Raw genomic sequence first — 24,172 nt, forward strand, 5'->3', positions numbered from 1 at the left:
ATTACTATTGCGGTGTATGATAAACTCTGCTATACTGTAACCAGATGGAAATGACTGGAAATATCACGGCCGGTACCGTTGAGTAAATTATGCGAAGGCACTCTGTTTTCCGGTTCATGAGGCGGTGCAGTCATGCCGTGCCGGACAGCAGCATAAAATAAACCTGGTTAAAGGAGGAGTTCATCATGATAAATATTCAGAAGGCAGCCATTATCGGCTGTGGATTTGTAGGAACATCTATTGCATTTTCCCTTGTACAGAAGGGGATTTTTTCGGAACTGGTTCTGATTGATGCCAATGAAAAGAAGGCGGAAGGGGAGGCGATGGATTTAAGCCACGGACTGCCGTTTACGAAGCCTATGGAGATCAAGGCCGGAGGCTATGAGGATATCGCTGACTGTGCCATGATCATCATCACAGCGGGAGCCAATCAGAAGCCTGGAGAGACACGGCTCGATCTGGTCCATAAAAATGTGGAGATTTATAAGAGTATTATACCGAAAATCGTGGAAAAGAATCAGGAGGCGACGCTGCTCATTGTGTCCAATCCGGTGGATATTATGACGTATGTGGCGCTTAAGCTTTCCGGTTATCCCAGTCACAAAGTCATCGGTTCCGGAACCGTTCTGGATACGGCCAGGCTGAAATACCTATTGAGCCGCCATCTCGACGTGGACAGCAGAAGCATTCATGCATTTATTATCGGGGAGCACGGCGACAGTGAGCTGGCTGTGTGGAGCGCGGCAAACGTATCGGGGATCCCGTTGAATCATTTTTGTGAACTGAGGGGATATTTCGATCATATGGAGTCCATGGACCGCATTTACCAGAGCGTCCGGGACAGCGCGTACGAGATTATAGAGAAAAAGGGTGCCACCTACTACGGTGTGGCCATGGCGGTCTGCAGAATCGCTGAGTCTGTGATCCGGAATGAACATTCTATTATGCCAATATCTGTGTACTTAGACGGGCTTTATGGACTTCACGATATCTGCTTAAGTATTCCGACGGTAGTCGGCCAGGAAGGCGCGGAAAAGGTGCTGGATATCCCGCTGGATTTAATGGAGATGGGAAAACTGGTGTATTCGGCCGAGGAGCTGAAGAAGATTATTGGAGAGCTGAAGCTGTAAAGCTGTCCTTAAAGAAGATTGCTACGGGAATGGGAATGCTGGAGAAAACGAAATAACTGACAGTTTAATTAAAAATAACAGAGGCGGCATCCCAGATTATATCCGGATGCTGCCTCTTTTTTGGTGTGCCAGATAGATTAGATGTCCAGTTTTTTGACACTTCTTTTAGCATGATGGTCTTTCCGACCTGTCTTTTACAAACACCTTTCGGTATTCGCTGGGGGTAATCCCCTGGTTTAATTTAAAACGCCTCGTAAAGCTGGAGATATTGTAATAGCCTACGGCTTCGGAAATCTCTTTCAGCGGAAGCGCGGTGGTACGTAAAAGTTCTTTTGCCCGTTCCATCCGCAGGTGAATGGTGTAATCCATCACATTCTGACCGGTATGATCTTTAAAGTATTTGCTGAAGGCCGGAAGCGTCATCTCGAAGTGGCCGGCTGCCTCATAAGCGGAAAAATCGCAGCGTAGGCAGTTGGCCTCTAAGTATTTCATAACCTCATCCAGAACGACCCGTTTGGCCGCGGAGGTGGTGAGCCCGCTCAAATGCTCGCTCCAGGCCCGGAGCATCTGTATAATCTCCTGCGCAGTCTCCATACCCGACAGTTCGATCGGAGAGTTGGAGGCTGCATTTTTCTGACCGCGGCAGTGTTCATTTACGAGATGGATTAAGTCAAAACAGATGCTTCTGGCCAGATAGAGAGGAAGCTGGCTCTGCTCCATAAAATGAATGATATTCTGAATGGCATCCCTGATGTTCTGCTCATTTTGGGAAAAAAGTGCATTTCTAAGACTCTCAAATTCCTTGTGAGGGTAAACAACCGTTGCGTGCGCCGGCCCCAGGACCTCCCGAAACTCAATGACGGTGCCGTTGCCCTTTACGAAACGGTAGTCCAGGGCGCTGACGGCCTCCATGTAGGACTGGGCGATGCGCTCCGTACTGTCCACGCAGGTGCCGATTCCGACGGTGGTCAGCAGCCCGTACTGCCTGGATAAATATTTCTGCACATCCCCGAAAAATCTTGCAGGGACCGGCATACGATCCGGCTGGTTCATGAGCAGCACGATCTGATTGGGATGGAAATTATGCAGATAATAGTAAATATAAGGAACGGAAAACTGCTTCTTAATCTCCTGCGCCAGCCCGTCCAAGTTGTCAAACTGTTTATGAAGCATCACGATACTGACGGTAAAGTGCTCATTTGGCAGGGAGAGGTCCAGCTCCGAACAATCCAGATTGAAGTCTTCTCTGGAAGCGTAGGCGCCGTTTAAGAGGCGGTATAAGCGTTCATTTTTAACGGCTGTGAGGCTGTTGGCCAGCTGAGTGGACAGTGAACTGTTCTGAGTAGATAAGTAATCCAGCGCTCCGGCAATGGTTTCCAGTTCGTTGTAGGAAGCTGCGTCCGGGGAGATCAGCTTTGCCCTGTCCCGCAGACGGCGGACGGGCGCGTAATTCACCTTCTGCAAAAAGAAGATGGTGAAGCTGGCGATAAGCAGAATAATCACGATAGCCAGCAGGAATTCTTTCATAATAGAAGAAACCTGGGAAAATGTGGTCTGCCTGTCCGGAATAAAAGCCAGATACGTCCACCCATTTTTCTCGGACCGGTGTGTGCGGACGACGTATTCTTCCCCATCTATACTGGTCGTGGACGACAGTTCTATGGAATCTCCCAGATAAGTGCTTAAAATGCCGCGCATCCGATCGTGTTCCCCTGAGGTGGTTACGACGGCCCCGTTCTGGTCCAGGATATAGGTCTGCGCCTGATAGCTCTGAAGCTTCTGGCTTAAAAGTGCCTCGATGGAGCTGTTGTTTACATAAAAGAGAGCTGTGCCCTCGTGTTTCTGATAATCGGTAAAGACCGGGTAGGAAAAAAGCACGACGTTCGCCTCGGCAGGGCCTAAGTCCAGGTTGAGAAGCTTCTGCCTGGGAAGACAGAAGGAGGCCTTGCTGTTTAGAAGCAGATCCTGAAATTCCCTGGAGCTCATGCCGGGAACGCGGAAAATGCGGCTGAAGTAATAGTCCTTCCGGCAGGTCGTGGAACTGGTGGCCACGTATTCTTTCCCATCCAGAATCAGAACGATATCCTGGATAAAAGGGTTCGCAGAGGTTAAGGCCGACAGATAGGTGATGGTCGGGCTCAGGGCCAGTGGAGTTTCCGCCTCGGAGGCATCGTGTATCGTTCCGGTCAGCGTCAGCTGCCCTACGATGTTTAACATGGACTCCAGCTCATTGTCGAGCTGAGTGCTGATCTGCAGCAGCTCTAAGTCTACGGTTTCGTAGATCTCATCATAAAATTTCTTCATAAATCGGGATGAATAGAAGAAGGTCAGGATGACGAGAGGGATTAAGAGCACGGTCATATAGGAGATCAGATAGCGGATATAGTGCCTCCCGAATTTTCGCTTTTTCCCTGTTTTCAGCATAAGATATCACCGCCCCCGTTTCTGATATTTAACAATATTTATTATATGGTAAATGCACAACACTTTCAAGCGAAGTACCGCGAAAGAAAATAAGGACAAGGAAAAGATAAATAAAAAATGGCGGAAAGCCCCATGGAATCTAGTGCAAATTCTGCAAAGAAGCAAAAAATGGCAAATGCAGAAAGCAAAAACAGTATGCGGTTATGACCGCTGGAAAAATGGCTGGAAGGTCTGCAAAAAATGTGAATTGAAACGAGGCGGGAACTGCCGCTATACTGGTGTCAGACAAATAAATATGGAGGAGGTTTCAGGGAATGAAGGGGAGTACTGACACGAAACACGCGGTCGGGCCTGCACCCGGAAAGCCGGGGATTTACAGAGTGAAAAGGGCGCTGAGGCGCGACTGGCAGCTTCTGTTATTATGTGCAGTTCCTATTTTGTATTTTATTCTGTTCCATTATGTACCCATGTATGGAGTGCAGATCGCCTTTAAGGATTTTCGGGCGGTGGACGGAATCTGGGGGAGCCAGTGGTGCGGCTTCAAACATTTTGATCGCTTTTTTTCATCTTCCCAGTTTTGGCCATTAATTAAGAACACGCTGGGACTCAGCTTTCTACAGATACTGCTGGGGTTCCCGATTCCGGTTCTTCTGGCAATTATGCTGAATCAGGTGAAGCACCAGAGGTTCCGGAAATTTGTGCAGTCGATCGTGTACTGTCCGCACTTTATATCGATCGTCGTCCTGACCGGTATGCTGTACATATTCTTATCACCGAGAAATGGTCTGATCAACCAGGTGATTCAGCTGTTCGGAGGTGAGCCCATCTTCTTTCTGGGAGATGCGAAGTATTTTAAGCTGACATTTGTACTTTCGGGTATCTGGCAGAACGCGGGGTGGAGCGCAATCATCTATATCGCGGCGCTGGCGGGAATCAGCCCCGACTTATATGAAGCGGCACAGGTGGATGGAGCCAATAAGTGGCAGAGGATCTGGCACATCGATATTCCGGGTATCCTGCCTACGGTTGTGATGATGCTGATTCTGGAGGTGGGAAAGGTGATGAATCTGGGATTCCAGAAGGCATATTTAATGCAGAATGCCCAGAATCTGGCAGCCAGTGAAATTATATCGACCTATATCTATAAAGTTGGTATGATAGATGCACAGTACAGCTATTCAGCGGCCATCAACCTGTTTAACAATCTGGTCAATATCATACTTCTGGTCACTGTCAATCACGTTGCGAAGAAGACGACTGACAACAGTTTGTGGTAACGAGCCGCCAAGTGCTCGTAACAAGGAGGACAAAATGGCACAGAAAAAAACGAAGCTGCACAGAAGCTTTGGGACGCAGGCGCCGGCCGACCGCCTGTTTGATATCTTTAATTATCTCGTACTCGGCCTGGTGGCAGTCTGTGTGCTGTATCCACTATATTTTATCGTAATCGCGTCGGTTTCCGATCCGGTGGCGATCAACAATGGCCAGGTGGCATTTTGGCCCGTCGGGTTTAACACGACCGGCTATGAAAAAATATTTGAAAATACGAAGATCTGGCGATCCTACAGCAATACCATTTTTTACACCGTGGTGGGAACCACCATCAACGTGATTCTTACCATGATGCTGGCGTATCCGTTAAGCAGAAAGAACTTTTTTGCCAGGAAGCCGCTCACGCTGTTCGTTATGTTTACCATGTACTTTCAGGGGGGACTGATTCCTACTTACTTATGGATGAACGACCTTCATCTGTACAATACGCCGTGGGTTATGGTTCTGCTTCCGGCTATCAACGTGTTTAACCTGATTATCGCCATCAATTATATCAGCAACAGCATACCGGAGGAACTGTACGAGGCGGCTTCCATCGATGGCTGCAGTCATATCCGGTACTTTTTCAGCATTGTGCTTCCGCTGTCGAAGACGATTGTGGTGGTGCTCGTCCTCTATTACGGTGTCGCGCACTGGAATGAATTCATGAACGGCCTGATCTATTTAAGGGATGAGGGGCTGTATCCGCTGCAGCTGACACTGAGAAATATTCTGCTTCAGAATCAGGCTTCCGGCCTGGGTGATGTGGACAGCATCATTGAACAGCAGAAGGCTGCCGAGCTGATCAAGTACGGCGTCATTATTGTATCGACTCTGCCGGTTCTGGTGATCTATCCGTTCCTGCAGAAGCATTTTGCAAAGGGTGTTATGGTTGGCTCCGTCAAGGGCTGACCTGGAAGGAAAATTACATAAACTACATTATCTTAGGAGGGAAACAATGAAAAAGAGATTTATGAGTACACTGCTTACAGTTACGGTTATGGCATCGGCCCTGACGGCCTGTGTGCCCAAGGCTGTCAACGAGACGGCAGCGCCGGCGGCCACCAAAGCCGCGGAAGCCGGAGAGACACAGGCTGCGTTTGAAGTAAATAAGGAAGGTCTGCCCATCGTCAACCAGCCGATTACGTATGAGATCGCGGCCAGCACACAGAAAAATAAAAATTTTAAGGAGCTGGAATTCTTTCAGAAGCTGGAGACGGATACGAATGTAATCGTCAACTGGAATATGTCCTCTGATGACGGATGGAATGAGAAAAAGAGCCTGCTGTTTGCAAGTAATACGCTGCCGGATGCATTTTACGGACAGGATATCTTAAAAGATGTGGATATCATCAAGTATGCGTCCCAGGGAATGCTGATCCCGTTAAATGATCTGATAGACGAGTATGCGCCCAACTTAAAGGCGATTCTTGACGCGAACCCACAGTACAGGAAGCAGATTACGGCGCCGGATGGCAATATCTACTCGCTGCCGACCATCAATGAGTTAAATCCGACCACCCATGACAAGCTGTTCATCAACAAGACCTGGCTCGATAATCTTGGCCTTCAAGTGCCGGAGACCAGGGAAGAGCTGGAAACCGTTCTTCAGGCCTTCAAGGACGGAGATCCCAATGGAAACGGCAATACAAACGATGAAATCCCATTTTCGTTCCGTATGAGCTCCAGCGACCCTTACAACAGGCAGCAGGGAATCCAGTCTTTATTCGGAACCTTCGGACAGCTGGATGATATCTATCATTTCGTGATCAACGATGGAGATGTTGTATATACGCCGATGACAGAACCGTATAAAGAGGCCATTTCCTGGTTCCATTCCCTGTACGAAAAGGGGCTGGTGGACAAGGAAGCATTCACACATGACTTTAACGTCTATGTGGCCAAAATTCAGGATCCCAACAAGATTGTCGGCATGTTTTTAGGCTGGAGCGGCAATGCCACAGCGGCGGCCAACAAGGATGACTACGCAGCCATGGCGCCGCTTATCAATACCAACGGCGAGCGGATCTGGAGAACCGTGGATGCAAAGATCATCTCCAAGGGTTCCTTCGCAATTACCAGCAAAGCGGAGCATCCGGAAGTTCTGATGCGCTGGATCGATCAGTCCTACGATCCGGAAAGTTCCCTGGAGATCTGCCAGGGCTTGCTGGGTTACGTTCTGGAGAAGACCGGAGAAGGCCGTTACCACCAGATGCAGCTGCCGGAAGGCGTCACTCTCGATACGGCAATTCATGATTACAGCCCGGGAAATGACGGAACCTTTGCAGTGATGCAGCCGATCATTGACAAGCTGGACTTAAACGCTAACTTAACAGAGCGTAAGGAACTGGATGCTTTCTATGCTCCGTACAATGTACCGGCCGACGAGATGTATCCCAATGTGTTCTTCACTGGGGACGAGATTGAAGAAATCGGCGTGCTGCAGACAGATATTGACTCTTACGTAGCCCAGAAGTATGCAGGCTGGATCGTGGAAGGCGGCGTGGAGGACGAGTGGGATTCGTTCCAGAAGAAGCTTCAGGATATGAATGTGGAACGCTATATCCAGATTTATAAGGACGCTTATGCCCGCTACAGCGCAGAATAAGGAGAGCAGGAAGTTGAAGCCACACATTATTATAATTATGGCGGACCAGCTGCGGTATGATGTGCTGGGAAAGGGATTTACCCCCAATATTGACTCAATCGCAGCGGATGGGACCGCGTTTGGCCGGGCCTACTGTGCCTGCCCTCTCTGCGTGCCTGCCAGAGGTTCGTTTTTTACCGGAACGTATCCCAACAGAAACGGTTCTCTGATCAACCCGTGGGAGCCGGCCGACGCCGTTTATGGAGATGTCAGGCCGGAATTTAGCAGCTTATACACAATGATGGAGCGGGATTGGGACAGTATCCACAGTGGGAAGCAGCATTTGTTTACAACCGGAGGAAAATTGGAAGACCGTGTGGATTCCGGTACGCGCTGGTTTTCCACGGAGAAGAGTTATAAAGAATTTTTGAAGGAACACGGCGTTGCCATGCCGGGAGGTGGGAAATTCCGTACAAAGGTACCGGAAATGGTGGACGGAAAGGCTACGAGGGTGAGCAGCTATTCCAACGCGGAGACCGGGAGGTATGAACCGGGAGAGCAGTATTATTTTGATTCTTATTTTACGGAAATGGCGCTGGAAGGCCTGCGGCGGCGGGATACCACGAGGCCTCTTCTGTTAAACGCCATGTTTTTAGCGCCTCATCCACCGCTTCAGATACCGGATCCATGGTACAGGGCGGTGGGCGCGGAGGACTTTGCGCTTCCGGATAATATCGGCGTGTACTATCCCAGGCAGTCCCCGCTTCAGATGTATAATCTGACGGGAATCGTGGGGACCCGCTACGGGCGGGAGCACTGGAAGGAGGCATGGAGAGTCTATTTGGGGCTGGTGAGAATGCTGGATCACTGCGTGGGCCGGGTTCTGGAGGAGCTGAAGCGGCAGGGAATCTATGATGACAGCCTGATTCTCTTTACCAGTGACCACGGAGAGATGCTGGGCTCCCACGGCCTGTTTCAGAAGATGTGTATGTACGAGGAATCGGCCCGCGTGCCGCTGTTTATGAAGTTCCCGAAGAAGTTCAGACCTTCTGAGAAATTGTATGACCAGGTAGTGAGTCACATCGACGTACTGCCCACACTGTGTGATTACCTCCAGGTGGATAGCGGAAATGAAATGGACGGCACATCGCTGATGCCGCTGCTTCGTGGAGAGAGCAGGGCGGAGGACAGAAATTCTGCTTATATCCAGTATGACGGAAATGGCTCCCGGTCTAATTTTCAGCGCTGTATGATATGGGGGAGATGGAAGCTGATCGTGGATTTATTTAAGGATGAAACCTTCTATGAACTGTACGATCTGGAGGCGGATGTGCAGGAAACTTCCAATCTGATGTTTGACGGAAAACACGATGAGATAGCGGAAGAGATGGCGAACCGCTTAGCCGCGCACAGCCGGGAAACAGGGGATTTACTCACAATGGCTCCCTTTGATGCGGCCGGATTCCGGCGTAAATATGAGGCTTTTCCTGTGTTATAATAAAAACAGGAAGAACAGGAGAAGAGAATGAAAAAAGAAGAGTTACAGAACTATCCGAAGCTGGCTCCGGCGGAACTGGAGGAGGCCCTCGAAACAGCCGTGTCCCAGACCCGTTTTTCCATGTCCAGATTCGGAACCGGGTTCAAACATATTTTCAGTACCAATCACTTTTACACGGAAGCACCAAATAACCAGTGGACCAACGGCTTCTGGACGGGACAGCTGTGGCTGGCATATGAGTGTTCCGGCGATCCCGAGATGAAACGGACGGCGCTTGCGCAGACCCAATCCTTTCGGTACCGCATCGATCATCAGATTGAGACGGACACCCATGATCTCGGATTTCTGTATACGCCATCCTGTGTGGCGGCCTGGAAGCTGACCGGCAGCGAGGAGGCGAAGGAAACCGCAATTAAGGCGGCCCGCAGGCTTCTGGAGCGTTTTCATGAGAAGGGGCAGTTCCTGCAGGCATGGGGAAAGACAGATGAGCCTGGAAATTACCGGTTGATTATCGACTGCCTTTTGAATCTGCCGCTGCTGTATTGGGCCGGCGAGGTAACCGGAGACAGAATTTACAGGGAAAAAGCGGAGGCCCATGTACATACGGCGCTGAGCGTGCTGATCCGTCCTGACAGTTCCGCTTACCATACCTATTATTTTGACCCGGAGACAGGGGAACCGCTGAAGGGAGTCACACATCAGGGGTATTCCGCCGACTCCGCATGGGCCAGAGGGCAGGCCTGGGGCGTGTACGGCATCGCATTGAGCTATCGCTATACGGGAAATCCGGAGTATGTCAGGCTGTTTGAGGAGGTAACCGGGTATTTCCTGGATCATCTTCCCCACAGTCTCGTTCCGTACTGGGATTTTATCTTCCAGGATGGCAGTATGGAACCCCGGGATTCCTCTGCGGCGGCGGTCGCGGCCTGCGGTATGCTGGAGATGGCGAAATATCTGCCGGAGGAGAAGGCCTCGTACTATACCGGAATTGCCAGCCGGTTGATGAAAGCGCTTTATGACACCTGCGCGGCGAAATCTGATTCAGAGTCGGATGGACTTCTTCTGCACGGAGTATATGGGAGAAAGACGCCTTACAACGACTGTATTGACCATGGGATCGACGAGTGCAATCTCTGGGGGGATTATTATTATCTGGAAGGCCTGGTGAGATTAAAGTATGACTGGAATCCATACTGGTAATGGGGGAAATAATATGGCAGAAGTATGCAGAGATCTCCTGAAGGAATGGTGCGAAGCCATGCTTCGCCTTCAGATCAGGAATACGAATAATCCAAGGCTCGACGGCGGCCTTCTCTGCCCCGCGTGCGGAAAGATTCACGGGCGCTGCTTTGAGGCGATGTATCCCTTTTTATGTATGGCTGCGCTTGAGAGAGATGAAAAATGGGTGAAAGCCGCTGAGAGGCTTTTTATTTGGGCGGAAAATACGGTGTCACAGGAGGATGGCTCCTTTTTAAATGACATTGACTCCGGTTGGAAGGGCACGACGGTTTTTAATGTGATCCAGCTGGCGGACTGCCTGTTGTTTCATGAAGCGCTGCTGTCAGACGAAACGAGAGCCGCCTGGAGACAGCGCCTGAAGCTGGCGGCAGAATTCCTGTACCGGTTTGATGAATTGAAGGATAATAATATCAATTATCCCATATCCAATGCGTTGGCCTTATATGAGTGCTGGCTGGTGCTGCACGAGGAACGCTATAAACGAAAAGCGGAAGAACTAGCTGAGCCGTCCGGGCTTCCATTTACCGAACATGATCTGCTGTATGGAGAGGGGGTGCCTCGTGAAAAGAGGAGTCCAAGAGGCTGCCGCCCCATCGATATCGGGTACAATGTTGAGGAGACGCTGCCGTCTCTGGCTCTGTACGGCTATCTGAGCGGAGACCGGATAGCTCTGGAGGCTGCGGAAAGGGGACTGGCTGCGCATCTGCCGTTTTTGCTTGAAAATGGTGCCTGGGACAACAGTTTTGGGACAAGAAATTATAAATGGAGCTACTGGGGGAGCCGCACTTCAGATGGCTGTGCGCTGGGATACCTGCTTCTGGCAGATGATAACCCGGATTTTGTATTGGCAGCTGTAAGAAATCTAAATCTGCTGAAGGAATGTACCGTGGATGGATTGCTGGCAGGAGGTCCGCATTATAGGCTGGCCGGTCAGGCAACCTGTGTTCATCATACGTTTACCCATGCAAAGGTATTGGCTGGAATTCTGGACAGAAATTTAGTGCGGAAGGGAGCGGACGACCGGGCAGAGCGGCGCCTGCCAAGACAGCGGATTGAGGGAATCCGGTATTACCCGGAGACGGAAAGCTGGACTGCAACAAAGGGATCCATGACAGCCACGGTGACAGCCTGTGACTGGGAGTATTTACCCGGAGGCCATGTCGGGGGCGGAACACTGTCTCTTCTTCACCATGAGAGACTGGGAACTCTGCTGTGTGCCGGGATGAGCAGGTATACTTTAAAGGAACCAAACAATATGCAGGTTCCCTGCCGGGTCAGACAGGAGTGTCTGGCAGTGAGAATTGAAGCCGAAAAGGACGGTATTGTCTACAGCAGTCTCTATGATGACGATGTCCGGGTATCGGTAGAAGGCGGACTGGTTACTGCCAGCGGAAAGCTGAGAGATGAAAAACGCAGAACATTGTATGGCAGAGAACAGAGCTATTGTTTTACTTACCAGGTTTCAGGGGAAGAACTGCGCATTCGGGCGGAGTTTGATGACGGAACGCTGATCTGTCCATTGGTGACCGGCGCCGATGAAGCGGTGTCAGTGGAAGAGAATGGGAAACGGGTAATGATAAGTAAGAAGAACGGGCAGGTGCTGATGGAGTCAAACCGGGAGATGATTTTACCGTACAGTACAGAGCGTATCTTTAATCTTATACCCGGACTGCAGGCACTGCGGGTGCAGATTGATCCGCAGGCAGGCTGGGCTGAGGTAGGAATAAGAGTTAAGAGTGGGGAAGAGGATGGATTATGATTTTGTTTTACTCCATATGGTTGTAAATGGGGATTGCTTTATAAAAGGAAATATTATCGTTAATAATAGTGATATTTACGGTACTTACATATCTGGATAATCACCAGAATAGAAAATGAGCTATCCTCTTGGCAGAGAGGATAGCCCGGTAACTTAAAATTACTGTTTGCTTGATCGGCAATCATCGGTTTCTTGTTAGCCCTTGATTACTTCTGCTTATATTATACACTGGGTACTTGTATTTTTCAAGTACCCTTTTAAATAAAAAATTATAATTCTTTGAAATATTCTTATATCATTATCTGCTCAACCCTATCCCCTCCCAGGAATACCACAGCCTCAAACGCCCGAAGCTTTATATGTACCTCGCAGGCCGGAGCGTCTTCATAATTCCCAATCAGCCGGACCCCGTTTTCCGGAAGGCACGCTTTTGGAAGGTCAATGACAGCCGGATCTGAGAAAAAGTTAAGAACCACCAGGAGCATCTGCCCCTGATAGCGCCGTGTATAGGCATAAATGGACGGATGTTCTTCACATACCGGATTGTAGTCTCCATAGACAACAACTTTATGATTTCTGCGGATACGGATTAGATCCTGATAGTAATGATAGATACTTTCATTGTCACGGATGGCCGCTTCGGCGTTTATCTCTGTGTAGTTTGGATTGACGGGAATCCATGGGACCGCGTCGGTGAATCCGGCATTCGGGGAGGCATCCCACTGCATTGGCGTCCGGGCATTGTCGCGCCCTTTGGCGTAGATCGCTTCCATAACGCGTTCCGGATCCTCGTGAAATACCGTGACAGCCTCGGTATAATGGTTGAGTGTGTCAATGTCCTTGTACTGGTCGATGGAGCCGAACCGGATGTTGGTCATACCCAGCTCCTCGCCCTGGTAGATATAAGGAGTTCCCTGGAGCGTATGAAGGAAGGTAGCCAGCATCTTGGCGCTTTCCACGCGGTATTTTCCGTCGTCCCCAAAGCGGCTTACCATTCGTGCCTGATCATGATTATTTAAGTACAGACTGTTCCAGCAGCCGTCCGCCAGGCTGGTCTGCCATTTCCCGAATACAGCCTTTAGTTCAGACAGCTTCCATTGGCGGATCTGCCACTTGTCTTCACCGACCGCATCGAGATACATGTGCTCGAAGGTGAAGACCATGTTTAACTCATGGCGGTCTTCGTGAGTATAGAGGCGTGCCTGGTCCGTGGTGACCGAGACCATCTCGCCGACGGTGATGAAATCCCGCTGGCTCAGGATGCCCCGGTTCATTTCCTGAAGGTATTCGTGGACGTGCGGGCCGTTGGCAAAGTAAGGTGTGGCCAGACAGGGTCCATCCTCAGGCATATCAGGAAGCTCCGCGACCTTGGAGATGTAGTTGATTACATCCATGCGGAAGCCGTCAATTCCTTTATCCGTCCAGAACTGCATGATGCGGTACACCTCTTCCCGCACAGACGGATTATCCCAGTTCAGATCAGGCTGTTTCTTTGTGTACAGATGCAGGAAATACTGTTCACCTTCCGGTTCCTTTTCCCATGCAGAAAATCCGAAATGACTGCACCAGTTGTTAGGCGGCAGACCGCCCGGTTTCCCATCCCGGAAGAAGTAATAATCCCGGTAGGGGCTGTTTTTGTCCTTTAATGCAGCCTGGAACCAGGGATGCTCGTCAGAGGTATGGTTGACGACCAGATCCATCATCAGCTTTAATCCTCTCTCGTGCATCGCCTTAAGCAGCCGGTCAAATTCCTCCATGGTGCCAAACTCTTCCATGATTTCGCAGTAGTCACTGATGTCATATCCGTTATCATCATTGGGAGAACGGTAGATGGGAGAAAGCCAGATTACGTTTACGCCCAGCTCTTTCAAATAATCCAGTTTCCGGATAATTCCTCCCAGGTCTCCGATTCCGTCTCCATTGGAATCCATAAAGCTTCTCGGATAAATCTGATAGACAACCGCCTCTTTCCACCAAGTCTCTTTCATTGAAATCCCCTCCTTTTAACGCTATTGTAGCATGAGAAAACCAATCCCACAAACGTTTTCATTCATATTTGAAAAAGAAGTAAATATTCTATATAAAATATTTGACTTTTAAGTGTAATATTGCAATAATAGAATCATATTTGTACCACAAACGTTTTGGAAAAGTGAGGTATTTTATGGAAAAAATAGAATTGGGGGAATGGAGCGTGTCGGTGTCCCGGTGGGATCGGGCGTGGCAGCCCCAGATGGAATCGCTGTTCTGCCAGGGAAACGGGTATCTGGGGGTACGCTGCGCGGTGGATGAGCCGGTTCCCGGGCAGAAACGCGATACGTTTATTGCAGGGACGTATGATTCCTGTTTTGGCGAGGTCTCTGAGCTTCCGAATCTTCCGGATGTGATGGGAAAGGAGATTACCATTGACGGGGAGCTGCTCCAGCTGAGCGGAAGAAATCATGAGGATTACTGTGCCGTGCTTCATCTGGATAACGGGCTGGCTGAGAGGCACTTTACATGCAGAACGGAACAGGGAAAAAAGGTGAAGGTAAAGATGGAGCGGTTTGTGTCGCTAAAGAACCGCCACCTGCTGATGCAGAGACTGTCTCTGATTTTGGAGGAACCGGCAAAGCTGGAGATCAGGACCGGAATCAACGGACAGGTGAGTAACAGCGGGGCCCAGCATTTTACGGAAGGTACGAGGCGCTGCGTTCCGGGAGAGCGGGAGGAACTGTCGTTTCAGGCGTGGGATTCAGGGGTGCGCTTTGCCGCTGCCTGCGCTCCGAGGCTGACTGCAGGATCATACCGCGCTTCCATTGACATGGACCGGCGCAGGATTGGAACGCTCTACCATATTTCCGCGGAAAAAGGGGAGGAGATCGTGCTTGAAAATGCGGCCGCTTTTTATACCTCCAGAGATGCAGAGTATTGGGACGGCGAAAGCCCTTTTGCAGATACACCTTTTAAAGAGACAGCGTGTGGGAAACACAAGAGCATTTCCATAGTGGATGATGCCAATGCACTGGCGGCCGAAGCCGCCAAAGCAGGATTCGATCATTCGCTTAAAGAGAGCGGCGAGGAATGGCAACGGTACTGGGACTTACATGATATCCGGATTGACAGCGACGAGGTGTTTGATTCCTGTGCGGCCAGATTTGCCCTTTACCACCTGCGAATCATGACGCCAGTGCATGACGAGCGGATGAATATCGGTGCGAAGGGGCTGTCCGGGGAGGCATATAAGTGTCATACGTTCTGGGATACGGAGATGTTCCTTTTCACCTCCTGGTTGTACACGGAGCCGGAGGTGGCCAGACGGCTGCTGCGCTACCGCTATCTCACGCTGCCGAAGGCGAAGGAAAAGGCGGCGCAGTACGGATGTGAGGGGGCGCTGTTCCCATGGGAGAGCGCCTGGATTACAGACGGAGAGGTTACACCGTCAGAGGGGGCGCCCGACGTGGTGACGGGAAAGCCGATTCCCATCTATACCGGTACCCAGGAGATTCATGTCAATGCGGATATTGCATATGCAATCCAGCGGTATTTTGAAGCCACGGACGATACCGAATTTATGGAAGCGTGCGGCTATGAGATGATACTGGAGACGGCGCTGTACTGGGCTTCCCGCGCGGAGTGGAACGAAGAGAAGAAACAGTACGATATACACGGCGTGATCGGACCCGATGAATACAGTGAACACGTATCCAACAATGCCTATACGAATTATATGGCTTCATGGAATATCAATGAGGCGCTCCGCATCCTGGAAAGGCTCCGGCAGGCAGGTAAGACGGATCTTCTGGAAGCACTGGAGGAGAAGACGGGCGCTGTCTCCAGAGAAGTATGGATGAAGGACCGGGCGGAGAAGCTGGCGCTTCCAAAGCCGGATGGCAGGGGAATCATTCCGCAGGATGAGGCATTTTTAGATCTGCCGGAACTGGACCTGACGCCGTTTAAAAAGGGTGGGAAGAAGATTCTGGAAAGCTTTAATGTAGAACAGCTCTGCGGATATCAGGTCTTAAAGCAGGCGGATGTGGTAATGCTGCTGTCCTCGATGCCGGACCTGTTTCCGGAGGATATTATTCTTAAAAATTATCAATATTATGAAGCGCGTTGTGTACACGATTCGTCCTTAAGCTTTAATGTGCACAGCGTGACGGCGGCCCGCCTCGGAATGGCAGAGGAGAGCTTCCGGCTGTTCCGGAAGGCCGCCGGAGTGGATTTAAACGGCGGGCTGTCCTCCGCAGAGGGAATTCATGCGGCGGCAATGGGCGGAATCTGGCAGTGTATCGTTCTGGGGTTCGCCGGATTATCGGTAAAGGATGGGCGTCTTGCGATGGAACCCCATCTGCCGGAATCCTGGCGAAGTGTTTCATTTTCATTCGTCTGGAAAGGCGAAAGGTTTGAGATCACAGTGGATCATGAGGAGGTGCGGTATGGTAAAACTGGTGGATGTAGCAAAGGCCTGCGGCCTGTCGGTGTCACAGACGAGCCGGGCGCTTAACGGCAGACAGGACGTCAGCGAGGAGACGAAACGGCGCGTGAGCCAGACGGCCGCGGCCATGGGATATGTGAAAAATCTGACGGCACAGACGTTATCTGCTAAGACGCCGATGCAGCTGGCTGTTGTCGTGACAGGGGTCAGCGAGCAGACGGAGAACTCCTCCTTTTTCTTTGGTATTATGCAGGGAGTGAATTCATTTGCCAATCAGAACGGTTACGAGACCGTGGTATATATGATGGAGAACAGCCCGGAATGCTTCGAGACGTACTGCAGGCAGCGGGGAGCGGGAGGAATGATCCTGATGAATGCGGATTACGATGAACCGGCGGTTAAGAAGCTGGCTGAAGGGGATTTCCCCTGTGTCTTCATCGATATTCCGTATACAGGGGAGAGAAAGGGATGTGTCATCGTCAACAATGCCTATTATTCAAGACTTGCCGTGGAACACATGGTGAAACGCGGCCGGAAACGCATTGCCATGATAACCGGAAGCGGCCATTCCATCGTGGAAAAGGAGCGGGAAGAGGGATATAAGCAGGCGCTTCGCCAGGCGGGGCTTACGGTCGGGCCGGAATGGATTGTGAAGGGCGATTTCCGCTACGACATGGCTCATGAACAGGCGATCCGGCTTATGGAGAAGGAGCCGAGGATCGACGGATTCTTCTGCGCCAGCGATTTGATGGCCCTGGGAGTCATCAACGCGCTGCGGGGGCAGCACATAAAGATTCCGAAACAGATTTCCGTATTTGGATTTGATGGACTCCTAAGCAGCGAATACGCCAGACCAAAGCTGTCAACCATCCGCCAGAACCAGAAATACAAGGGATTTCTGGCGGCCAGGATGCTGACAGATATTCTGGGGAATGAAGCGTATGAGCCGACCGTGATCGTGCCCTGCGAGGTATGCCTCCGGGAATCCGTATAGAGAGGTGGGGGGATGAACTGGTATAAACATATTCCGCTTCAAAGAAAGATTCTGGCGGCCTGTCTCGTCGTAATTCTGGTTCCATTAACAATCCTGGTCAGTCTTGTGCTGAGAAGAAGCATGGAGGAGGAGATTGACAGAAGCATCGTGAACATGACGCAGGCAAATGAGATGATCGATGACCGGCTGGAGACCATTGTGAACCATTTGAAGACCACTTCAGCCATGTATCTGGTCTATCCGGATATTATCCAGTATGTGAAAAATGATTTTAACATGGATCGGCCGGAATACATCACCACTCTGCGGGAGCTGAGAAAAAATGTGATGTCGGCGAAAATCAATCCCTACGTCTCCAGCATCACTTATCTGTCCAACAAGAATAACGCCTACAGCGGCGCCGGATATAATGAGAATTACATGAGCCGGATCGAAGGCTTTGCCGAGACCATGAAGGAGGAAAAGATTAAAAATATGCTGTCACCGGTCTACGAGACCGTGATCAACCAGCAGAGTGTCAGGACGATTACCTACGGGTTCTCCCTGGTGGATACCTATACGTTTGAACAGGTGGGGGACGCCTTTATCAACCTGGATTTAAAGCAGTTCGGGCAGAGTTTTATGGTCTTTACCGAGGATGGAAGCATGGATACCCTGGCGGTGCAGGGAGATTACGTAATCTATCAGGGACAGCGGGTGACGGCTGCCATGGCTTCCCATGTGAGGCAGGCGCTTCTTGAGAGGAAGGAGAGCTTTGCCGCCAATAAAAATCAGGTGATGAATTTGAATTTTTCCGGAGAAGACTGGCGTATGGTGGCGACTTATAATGAAGCGCTGGATTTAACCATCGTCAGCATGGCTGCGGGGCGGGTGCTGAAGCTTCATATGATGCAGGGAATGGCCTCCTATGTGATCATTGTTGTTATTATGACCGCGGTATTTATAGGCGTCAGCATCCTGCTGAGTGTGAAATTGACACGGCCGATCCGTGTACTGGAGGAAGGCATGCATCAGGTGGAAAACGGGAAACTGGTTCCCATCACACAGGAGCTGAACCGCCAGGACGATTTAGGCCGGCTGATTCTTGGGTTTAATAACATGACTGTCAGGCTGAAGGAGAGCATTTTAAGGGAGTATGAATCGAAGAATCTACAGAAAAAGGCGCAGATCATGATGCTGGAGAGCCAGATCAATCCCCATTTTCTGTATAATACGTTAAATGTCATCAATTCCATCGCCATCCTGGAGGACGTGCCGGAGATATCGGAGCTGGCGACCGGGCTGGGAGATATGTTCCGTTATAACATCAGCGGAGGAAGTCTGGTAACGGTGATGGATGAGATCACGCAGATCGAGCGGTATGCCAATATTCAGAAGCTGTGCATGGCGGGGCGGATCGAGACCGTATTTGATGTTCCCGAGGAGGTCAGAGGGAAGAAGATTCTCAAATTTTTGCTTCAGCCGCTGGTTGAGAACTGTTTTGAACACGGATTTTCTCAGGATAAGAGAGATGGACGGATCGGGGTCAGGGCTTCCTCGGAGGAAGGCGTCGTAACGCTGACAGTGGAGGACAACGGCGCCGGGATGTCGGAAGCTCGTCTTAAACAGCTGACGGGAAAATGCCGGGAGCAGGGATCGCTGTGTCTGGAAAAAGAGGAGACGGATTCCATCGGTCTGCTGAATGTGAATTTCCGTCTGAAGAATTATTATGGAGAAGAGTACGGTTTGATCCTGGAGAGTGAGGAAGGCAGGGGAACAAAGATCACCATCAGGATCCCTGAGAGTGAGAAAAAGTCATAGGAAGCGGGGGAAGTCATGAAGTTTGCAGTTGCGGATGATGTTCTTTTGGCCAGAAAGGCTGTAGAAAAATTAATACTGGAATGGGACAGGGACAGCACCATATGCTGCTCCTGTGACAATGGCGATGAGGTTTTGAAGGTGCTGGAGGAGCAAAACATGGATGTGCTGGTGGCGGATATCCGGATGCCGGGACTAAACGGAATCGCCTTATCCGAGGTGGTGCGCCAGCGTTTTCCATCGGTGGATGTGGTTCTGGTGAGCGGATACGCCACGTTCGATTATGCCAGAGCCGCCCTTCATAACGGGGTGCGGGATTATCTCCTGAAGCCGCTGAGGAGAGAGGATCTGTTTCACACCCTGGATACCATAAAGAAGGCGCGCACAGAGGAGAAACGGCAGGAGGATCTGCTCCGTGACGTACAGAAACGCGCAGGAAGTTTTCTCCTGCTCCGGTATTTATCGGGGGAGGAGCGTCCCGAGGACGTGCTGCCCCAGGAGATGACAGGACTGAAAAACGGGTGCTTTTTTGCGGCTCAGATCATGGTGGATGGAATGGGATTTGAGGAACTGTCGATACGGCTGCGGGATCTGTCTTTTGGCCGGGACCTGATTTTCGAGGATATTCTGCATTCTGGAGCGGGAATTATCGTCTCCTGCGGGGAGGAACGCGCCATGGCGGTGTTTGATAAGAAGCTCCGGGCTTTAAATACGCTGGCGGAACAGGGAAAGAAGGATGGCCGTCAGGCCGCAGTCGGAGTCAGCCTGCTTCTCACGGGACCGGATTCCATAAGGGAGGCATATTCCCAGGCGAGAAGGGCCTGCTGTCTGCGGCTCCAGGACCCGGATCGGGGATTATATCTTTTCGATCATGACAGGGGAAAGGAACTGCTCTCAAAGGAAGACTTACATTTAATTCGAAACCATTTGAATGCCAGGCGGATGAAGGAGGCAAAAGAGTTCTGCTTCAAGAAACTGGTACAGCAGGAAAAGACGACGGTCCTGCAGCTGGAGCAGGCATACCAGGCGCTGCTGGGCATTTGTTTTACCATGGATACGGAAACGATTTACCGGCCTCTCTGGGATTTTGAGGACATGGGCGGGCTTCTGGACTATATCTGCAGCATGGCGTGCTGCATCGAAGAGGCGGACCGGTCCATAAATGAAGGGGACATTATTGACGAGATCCAGGCATTCCTGGAAGAAAATTATTACTGTGAGATCTCTTTAAATGAGCTGGCAGCGACAAAGTATTTCATGAATCCCAACTATCTGAGCCGTCTCTTCAAGGCGCGGACCGGAATGGGATTTTCCAAGTACCTGCTTGGTCTGCGTATGAAAAAGGCGGAAGAACTCCTGGAAAGCGGGGATATGAATATCAATGAGGTGGCGCTTATGGTGGGATACACCAGCCCTTCCTATTTCATTCAGAATTTTAAGAAATATTTCGGCCGGACTCCGGGAACACAGAGAAACAGGCCTGAATCACGCTAATGTAAAAATACGATAAAAGACGTGTGATATAAATGTAAAATTAATGCATAATAACGAAAAAGTAACATAATTGATATCTGTTGATGTCAGTTTTGCAATATAATTGAAAAAAATAAACGTTATAATATGGGTATAAGATACAAGTGACTTATACCCATATTTTTCACATTGTAAGGAGGATATCTATGAAAAAAGTATTGAGTGCAGCAATGGCGGCGGTAATGGTAGTGTCTATGGCCGGATGCGGTTCGTCCAACAAACCGGCAGAGACCACGGCGGCGCCGGCCGCGTCCACGGAGAAGACGGAGGAGACGACGGCAGCCGAGACGAAGGAGGCCGCATCAACAGGAGAAGTGACAACCATTGAGTTCTTCCAGATGAAGGACGAGGGAACCGATTATTACACGGCGCTGATCAAGGAATTCGAGGCTCAGAACCCGGATATCAAGATCGAGTACACCAACGTTCCGGATGCGGAGACCGTCCTGATGACGAGAATGGCTTCCGACCAGGTTCCGGACGTATTTACCCATTTCCCGCTGGACGCTTCCTTCCGGGAGCAGGTAAAGGCCGGATATATGATGGATTTAACCGGAGAAAAGATGCTTGATAATGTGGCGGATGATATTCTGGATATCAGCCTTATCGACAGCAAATCGTATTCGATCCCGGTATCCTTAAACATGCTGGGCGTTTACTACAACAAAGATTTATTTGATAAAGCCGATGCAACGATTCCGGCAACCATTGAAGACTTATACAAGGTCTGCGATACGTTAAAAGCAGCCGATATCACACCGTTTACATTCCCGGATAAGGATGTATGGACGGTTCGCCAGTTCTGTGACCGCGCCAGCGTAACCATGCTGGAAGATCCGGTAGGACTGTTTGAAGACATTGCAGCAGGAGGGACTACAGCTGCCGACTCCAAGGAGCTCCGCCAGATGGGAGAGACCATTGTGAAGCTTCGCCAGTATGGCCAGGAAGATAACCTGGGAACCGGCCAGGAGCAGGCCATCGCAGATTTTGCAAACGGCAAGGCAGCCATGTTTTTCTCCGGAACCTTCGCATACCCGGAGATCGTAAAGAGCAACCCGGATCTTCAGTTTGCCATGTTCCGCTACCCATCCTTCAATGGAAGCAGCATTGACCGTCTGGGCGTCAATATTGATACGGCATTCAGTATTTCCGCAGCAACAAAGTATCCGGAAGCGGCAAAACGTTTCGTAGAGTACTGCACCAGCCCTGAAAATGCACAGCAGTTCTCCGATTACGATGGAACTCCGTCGGCAATCAAGGGCGTCAACTTTAATAAGACCGAGTTTGAATCCATGTTTAAGGATTATGTCCAGACTGGTAAGACCATGAGCGTTCCGTCCAACAGCTGGCCGCCGTCATTCGGTGGAGAGTACGGCAATATCTGCCAGGAACTGATCGATACCAAGGATGTAGACCAGTGGCTTGACAACTTAAATCAGTTAATTATGGATACCTATAACAACTAAGGTTTTACGAGAGGGTGAGATTCTTGCCAGGACGCATTTTAGTCCGGCGGCGCTAGTGCCTCCCGGCGTAAATACGCCGGTATATAGCGCCTGATATCCGCGTCAGGTGTGCGTCTGCGAAGCGACGGCGTAGTGGGCGCTACGACTAGCTTCGCAGGCGTGCACCTGTCGTGGAGAGCGGGTGCTATATAGTGGTGTATTTGCGCCGGGAGGCACTAGTTTCACCCTCTTTCTAATTAGAAGAGAATCGTTCAGAAAGGGTGATGGACCGTGAAAAACAAACCAAAACGGCCGAAGGCGGGACGCGCCGCTTATATGGCATTTACACTGCCGGCAATTATTCTATATACGGTCTTTTTCGTATTTTCCGTAATCTACGGAATTTACTACAGTTTTACGAACTGGAACGGATATGCAAAGGAGTATAAATTTGTCGGTGTCAACAACTATGCAAGGCTGTTTTCAGACCGTGTCTTCAAACGTGCGCTGGTCTTCACCGTAGAATACAGTGCAATTCTTGTGGTGGGAGTCATCACCATCGCGCTGATTCTGGCGGTTATCCTGTGTTCGAAGATTAAACAGCAGACTTTTTTCCGGGCCGCTTTCTTTTTCCCGGCAACGCTGAGCCTCGTTACCATAGGCCTTGTTTTCAATGAAATCTATTACCGGGTGATCCCGCTGATCGGAAAGAGTTTAAATATTGATTTCCTGAGTAAGAATATTCTGTCCAGTTCATCTACCGCCATGTGGGGCATCCTGATCGTCCATATCTGGAGGAGCGTGTCGATCCCCATGGTGCTGCTGATCGCCGGGATGCAGAATATATCCGGAGACTTATACGAAGCGGCCGCCATCGATGGGGCCAATGGAGTGCAGCGTTTCTTCCGCATCACGCTTCCGCTTCTGATGCCGGTCTTAAGCGTCTGTATCATTCTGGTGACAAAAGAAGGACTGACGGTCTTCGACTATATTACGGTCATGACCAGCGGCGGACCCGCGGGTTCTACCCAGTCCATTGCGTTCTTAATCTATGAAAATGCCTTTATGAACCAGAAATTCAGCTATGCGATCACCCAGTCTGTCGTCATCTTTGTGCTGGTGTGTGTCGTGTCGTATTTCCAGTTCAGGACGACGAGGAAGGAGGACTGACCATGAGTGTAAATAAGGAAAAGCAGCTGCGGCCCTCCAGTTTCTTCAAATATTTGTTTTTGATCTTGGGCTGTCTGGTGATTGCCGCGCCCTTGTATGTGACAATTATTACTGCATTTAAGACGAGAGAGGAATCGACGGTCAATTTCTTCTCCTTTCCCAGCCAGTTTTATCTGGGGAATTTTCGGGAAATTATTGAAAAACAGAACTATTTCCGCTATTTAGGAAATACCGTTATTATTACAGTCTGTTCCCTGATCCTAATGGCACTTGTCATTCCCTCGCTGTCTTACGCGCTTTCCCGGAACATGAGACGGTCCAAATTCTACCGTTTCTCTTACATCTATCTGGTCATCGGTCTCTTCGTGCCCTTCCAGGTAGTTATGATTCCGTTAGTGAAGATAGCCAGTTCCTTTCATATGTCCAATATCTGGGGGCTGATTGTATTAAATCTGGTGTTTGCGCTGCGCGACGGCGTGTTCCTCTTTGTGGCGTATATGGACAGTGTGCCCCGGGAGCTGGAGGAGAGTGCGTTTATCGACGGGGCCGGAGTGGTTCAGACGTATATCCAGATCGTATTCCCTCTGGTAAAACCCATGACCGCCACGATTATGATTCTGAACGGGCTTTCCGTTTGGAACGACTTTATGCTTCCGCTGCTCCTGTTAAACAAATCCAAGGACAGCTGGACGCTGCAGCTGTTCCAGTATAATTTTAAGACGACGTATTCCTTTGACTATAATCTGGCCTTCGCGTCATTTTTGCTGTCCATGCTGCCGGTGATGGTGGTCTATGTATTTGCTCAGAAATACATCATTCAGGGCCTGACCACAGGCGCGGTCAAAGGCTGAGTGCGAAAGGAGATTAA

At 50.2% G+C, this 24,172-nt stretch carries 16 protein-coding genes; 14 read left to right on the forward strand and 2 right to left on the reverse strand.

The annotated features are described in order from the left end of the window. Positions 1-185 precede the first annotated feature (185 nt). Complete coding sequence (locus H8S75_RS22930) at positions 186-1,130, forward strand: L-lactate dehydrogenase (RefSeq protein ID WP_002605530.1); 945 nt, start codon at positions 186-188, stop codon at positions 1,128-1,130. Positions 1,131-1,295: 165 nt separating this feature from the next. On the opposite strand, the gene H8S75_RS22935 is transcribed toward H8S75_RS22930, so the two are convergent. After that, a complete protein-coding gene (locus tag H8S75_RS22935; protein ID WP_187023529.1) occupies positions 1,296-3,554 on the reverse strand; it encodes a helix-turn-helix domain-containing protein in 2,259 nt (752 codons plus the stop codon). A gap of 314 nt (positions 3,555-3,868) precedes the next feature. Here H8S75_RS22935 and H8S75_RS22940 point away from each other — a divergent pair, with 314 nt between their 5' ends. The 6 genes from H8S75_RS22940 to H8S75_RS22965 are packed head-to-tail and all read left to right on the forward strand — an operon-like array spanning position 3,869 to position 11,948. Beyond that, the gene (locus H8S75_RS22940; RefSeq protein WP_187023530.1) at positions 3,869-4,831 is read left to right on the forward strand and encodes an ABC transporter permease; all 963 of its coding nucleotides are present in this window, start codon (positions 3,869-3,871) and stop codon (positions 4,829-4,831) included. Between the two features lie 34 nt (positions 4,832-4,865). After that, entirely contained in the window at positions 4,866-5,777 is a 912-nt protein-coding gene (locus H8S75_RS22945; protein WP_110323592.1) for a carbohydrate ABC transporter permease, read from the forward strand. A gap of 46 nt (positions 5,778-5,823) precedes the next feature. Continuing rightward, the gene (locus H8S75_RS22950) at positions 5,824-7,473 is read left to right on the forward strand and encodes a type 2 periplasmic-binding domain-containing protein (RefSeq protein WP_187023531.1); all 1,650 of its coding nucleotides are present in this window, start codon (positions 5,824-5,826) and stop codon (positions 7,471-7,473) included. Between the two features lie 13 nt (positions 7,474-7,486). Continuing rightward, a complete protein-coding gene (locus H8S75_RS22955) occupies positions 7,487-8,950 on the forward strand; it encodes a sulfatase family protein (RefSeq protein ID WP_187023532.1) in 1,464 nt (487 codons plus the stop codon). Positions 8,951-8,977: 27 nt separating this feature from the next. Beyond that, a complete protein-coding gene (locus H8S75_RS22960; protein WP_187023533.1) occupies positions 8,978-10,150 on the forward strand; it encodes a glycoside hydrolase family 88 protein in 1,173 nt (390 codons plus the stop codon). A 13-nt stretch (positions 10,151-10,163) separates the two neighbouring features. Then, the gene (locus H8S75_RS22965; protein WP_187023534.1) at positions 10,164-11,948 is read left to right on the forward strand and encodes an ulvan lysase-like protein; all 1,785 of its coding nucleotides are present in this window, start codon (positions 10,164-10,166) and stop codon (positions 11,946-11,948) included. A 290-nt stretch (positions 11,949-12,238) separates the two neighbouring features. On the opposite strand, the gene H8S75_RS22970 is transcribed toward H8S75_RS22965, so the two are convergent. Then, positions 12,239-13,936, reverse strand: coding sequence for a glycoside hydrolase family 13 protein (locus H8S75_RS22970; protein ID WP_187023535.1), 1,698 nt, complete (start codon positions 13,934-13,936; stop codon positions 12,239-12,241). Between the two features lie 176 nt (positions 13,937-14,112). Between H8S75_RS22970 and H8S75_RS22975 the strand changes: the two genes are divergently transcribed. The 7 genes from H8S75_RS22975 to H8S75_RS23005 all read left to right on the forward strand — a co-directional run bounded on the left by H8S75_RS22975 (position 14,113) and on the right by H8S75_RS23005 (position 24,155). Next, positions 14,113-16,434, forward strand: coding sequence for a glycoside hydrolase family 65 protein (locus H8S75_RS22975; RefSeq protein WP_187023536.1), 2,322 nt, complete (start codon positions 14,113-14,115; stop codon positions 16,432-16,434). Then, entirely contained in the window at positions 16,367-17,359 is a 993-nt protein-coding gene (locus H8S75_RS22980) for a LacI family DNA-binding transcriptional regulator (RefSeq protein ID WP_207729200.1), read from the forward strand. Before H8S75_RS22975 ends, H8S75_RS22980 begins: the two co-directional genes overlap by 68 nt. A gap of 12 nt (positions 17,360-17,371) precedes the next feature. Continuing rightward, complete coding sequence (locus tag H8S75_RS22985) at positions 17,372-19,159, forward strand: sensor histidine kinase (protein ID WP_187023537.1); 1,788 nt, start codon at positions 17,372-17,374, stop codon at positions 19,157-19,159. A gap of 15 nt (positions 19,160-19,174) precedes the next feature. Beyond that, the gene (locus tag H8S75_RS22990) at positions 19,175-20,650 is read left to right on the forward strand and encodes a response regulator transcription factor (protein ID WP_187023538.1); all 1,476 of its coding nucleotides are present in this window, start codon (positions 19,175-19,177) and stop codon (positions 20,648-20,650) included. Positions 20,651-20,835: 185 nt separating this feature from the next. Beyond that, positions 20,836-22,155, forward strand: a complete 1,320-nt coding sequence (locus H8S75_RS22995; RefSeq protein WP_187023539.1) for an ABC transporter substrate-binding protein — start codon at positions 20,836-20,838, stop codon at positions 22,153-22,155. Positions 22,156-22,425: 270 nt separating this feature from the next. Next, positions 22,426-23,304, forward strand: coding sequence for a carbohydrate ABC transporter permease (locus H8S75_RS23000; protein WP_025530677.1), 879 nt, complete (start codon positions 22,426-22,428; stop codon positions 23,302-23,304). Positions 23,305-23,306: 2 nt separating this feature from the next. Further along, complete coding sequence (locus H8S75_RS23005; RefSeq protein WP_187023540.1) at positions 23,307-24,155, forward strand: carbohydrate ABC transporter permease; 849 nt, start codon at positions 23,307-23,309, stop codon at positions 24,153-24,155. The last annotated feature ends 17 nt before the right edge of the window (positions 24,156-24,172 follow it).

Source organism: Hungatella hominis (assembly GCF_014288005.1).
GTDB lineage: Bacteria > Bacillota > Clostridia > Lachnospirales > Lachnospiraceae > Hungatella > Hungatella effluvii.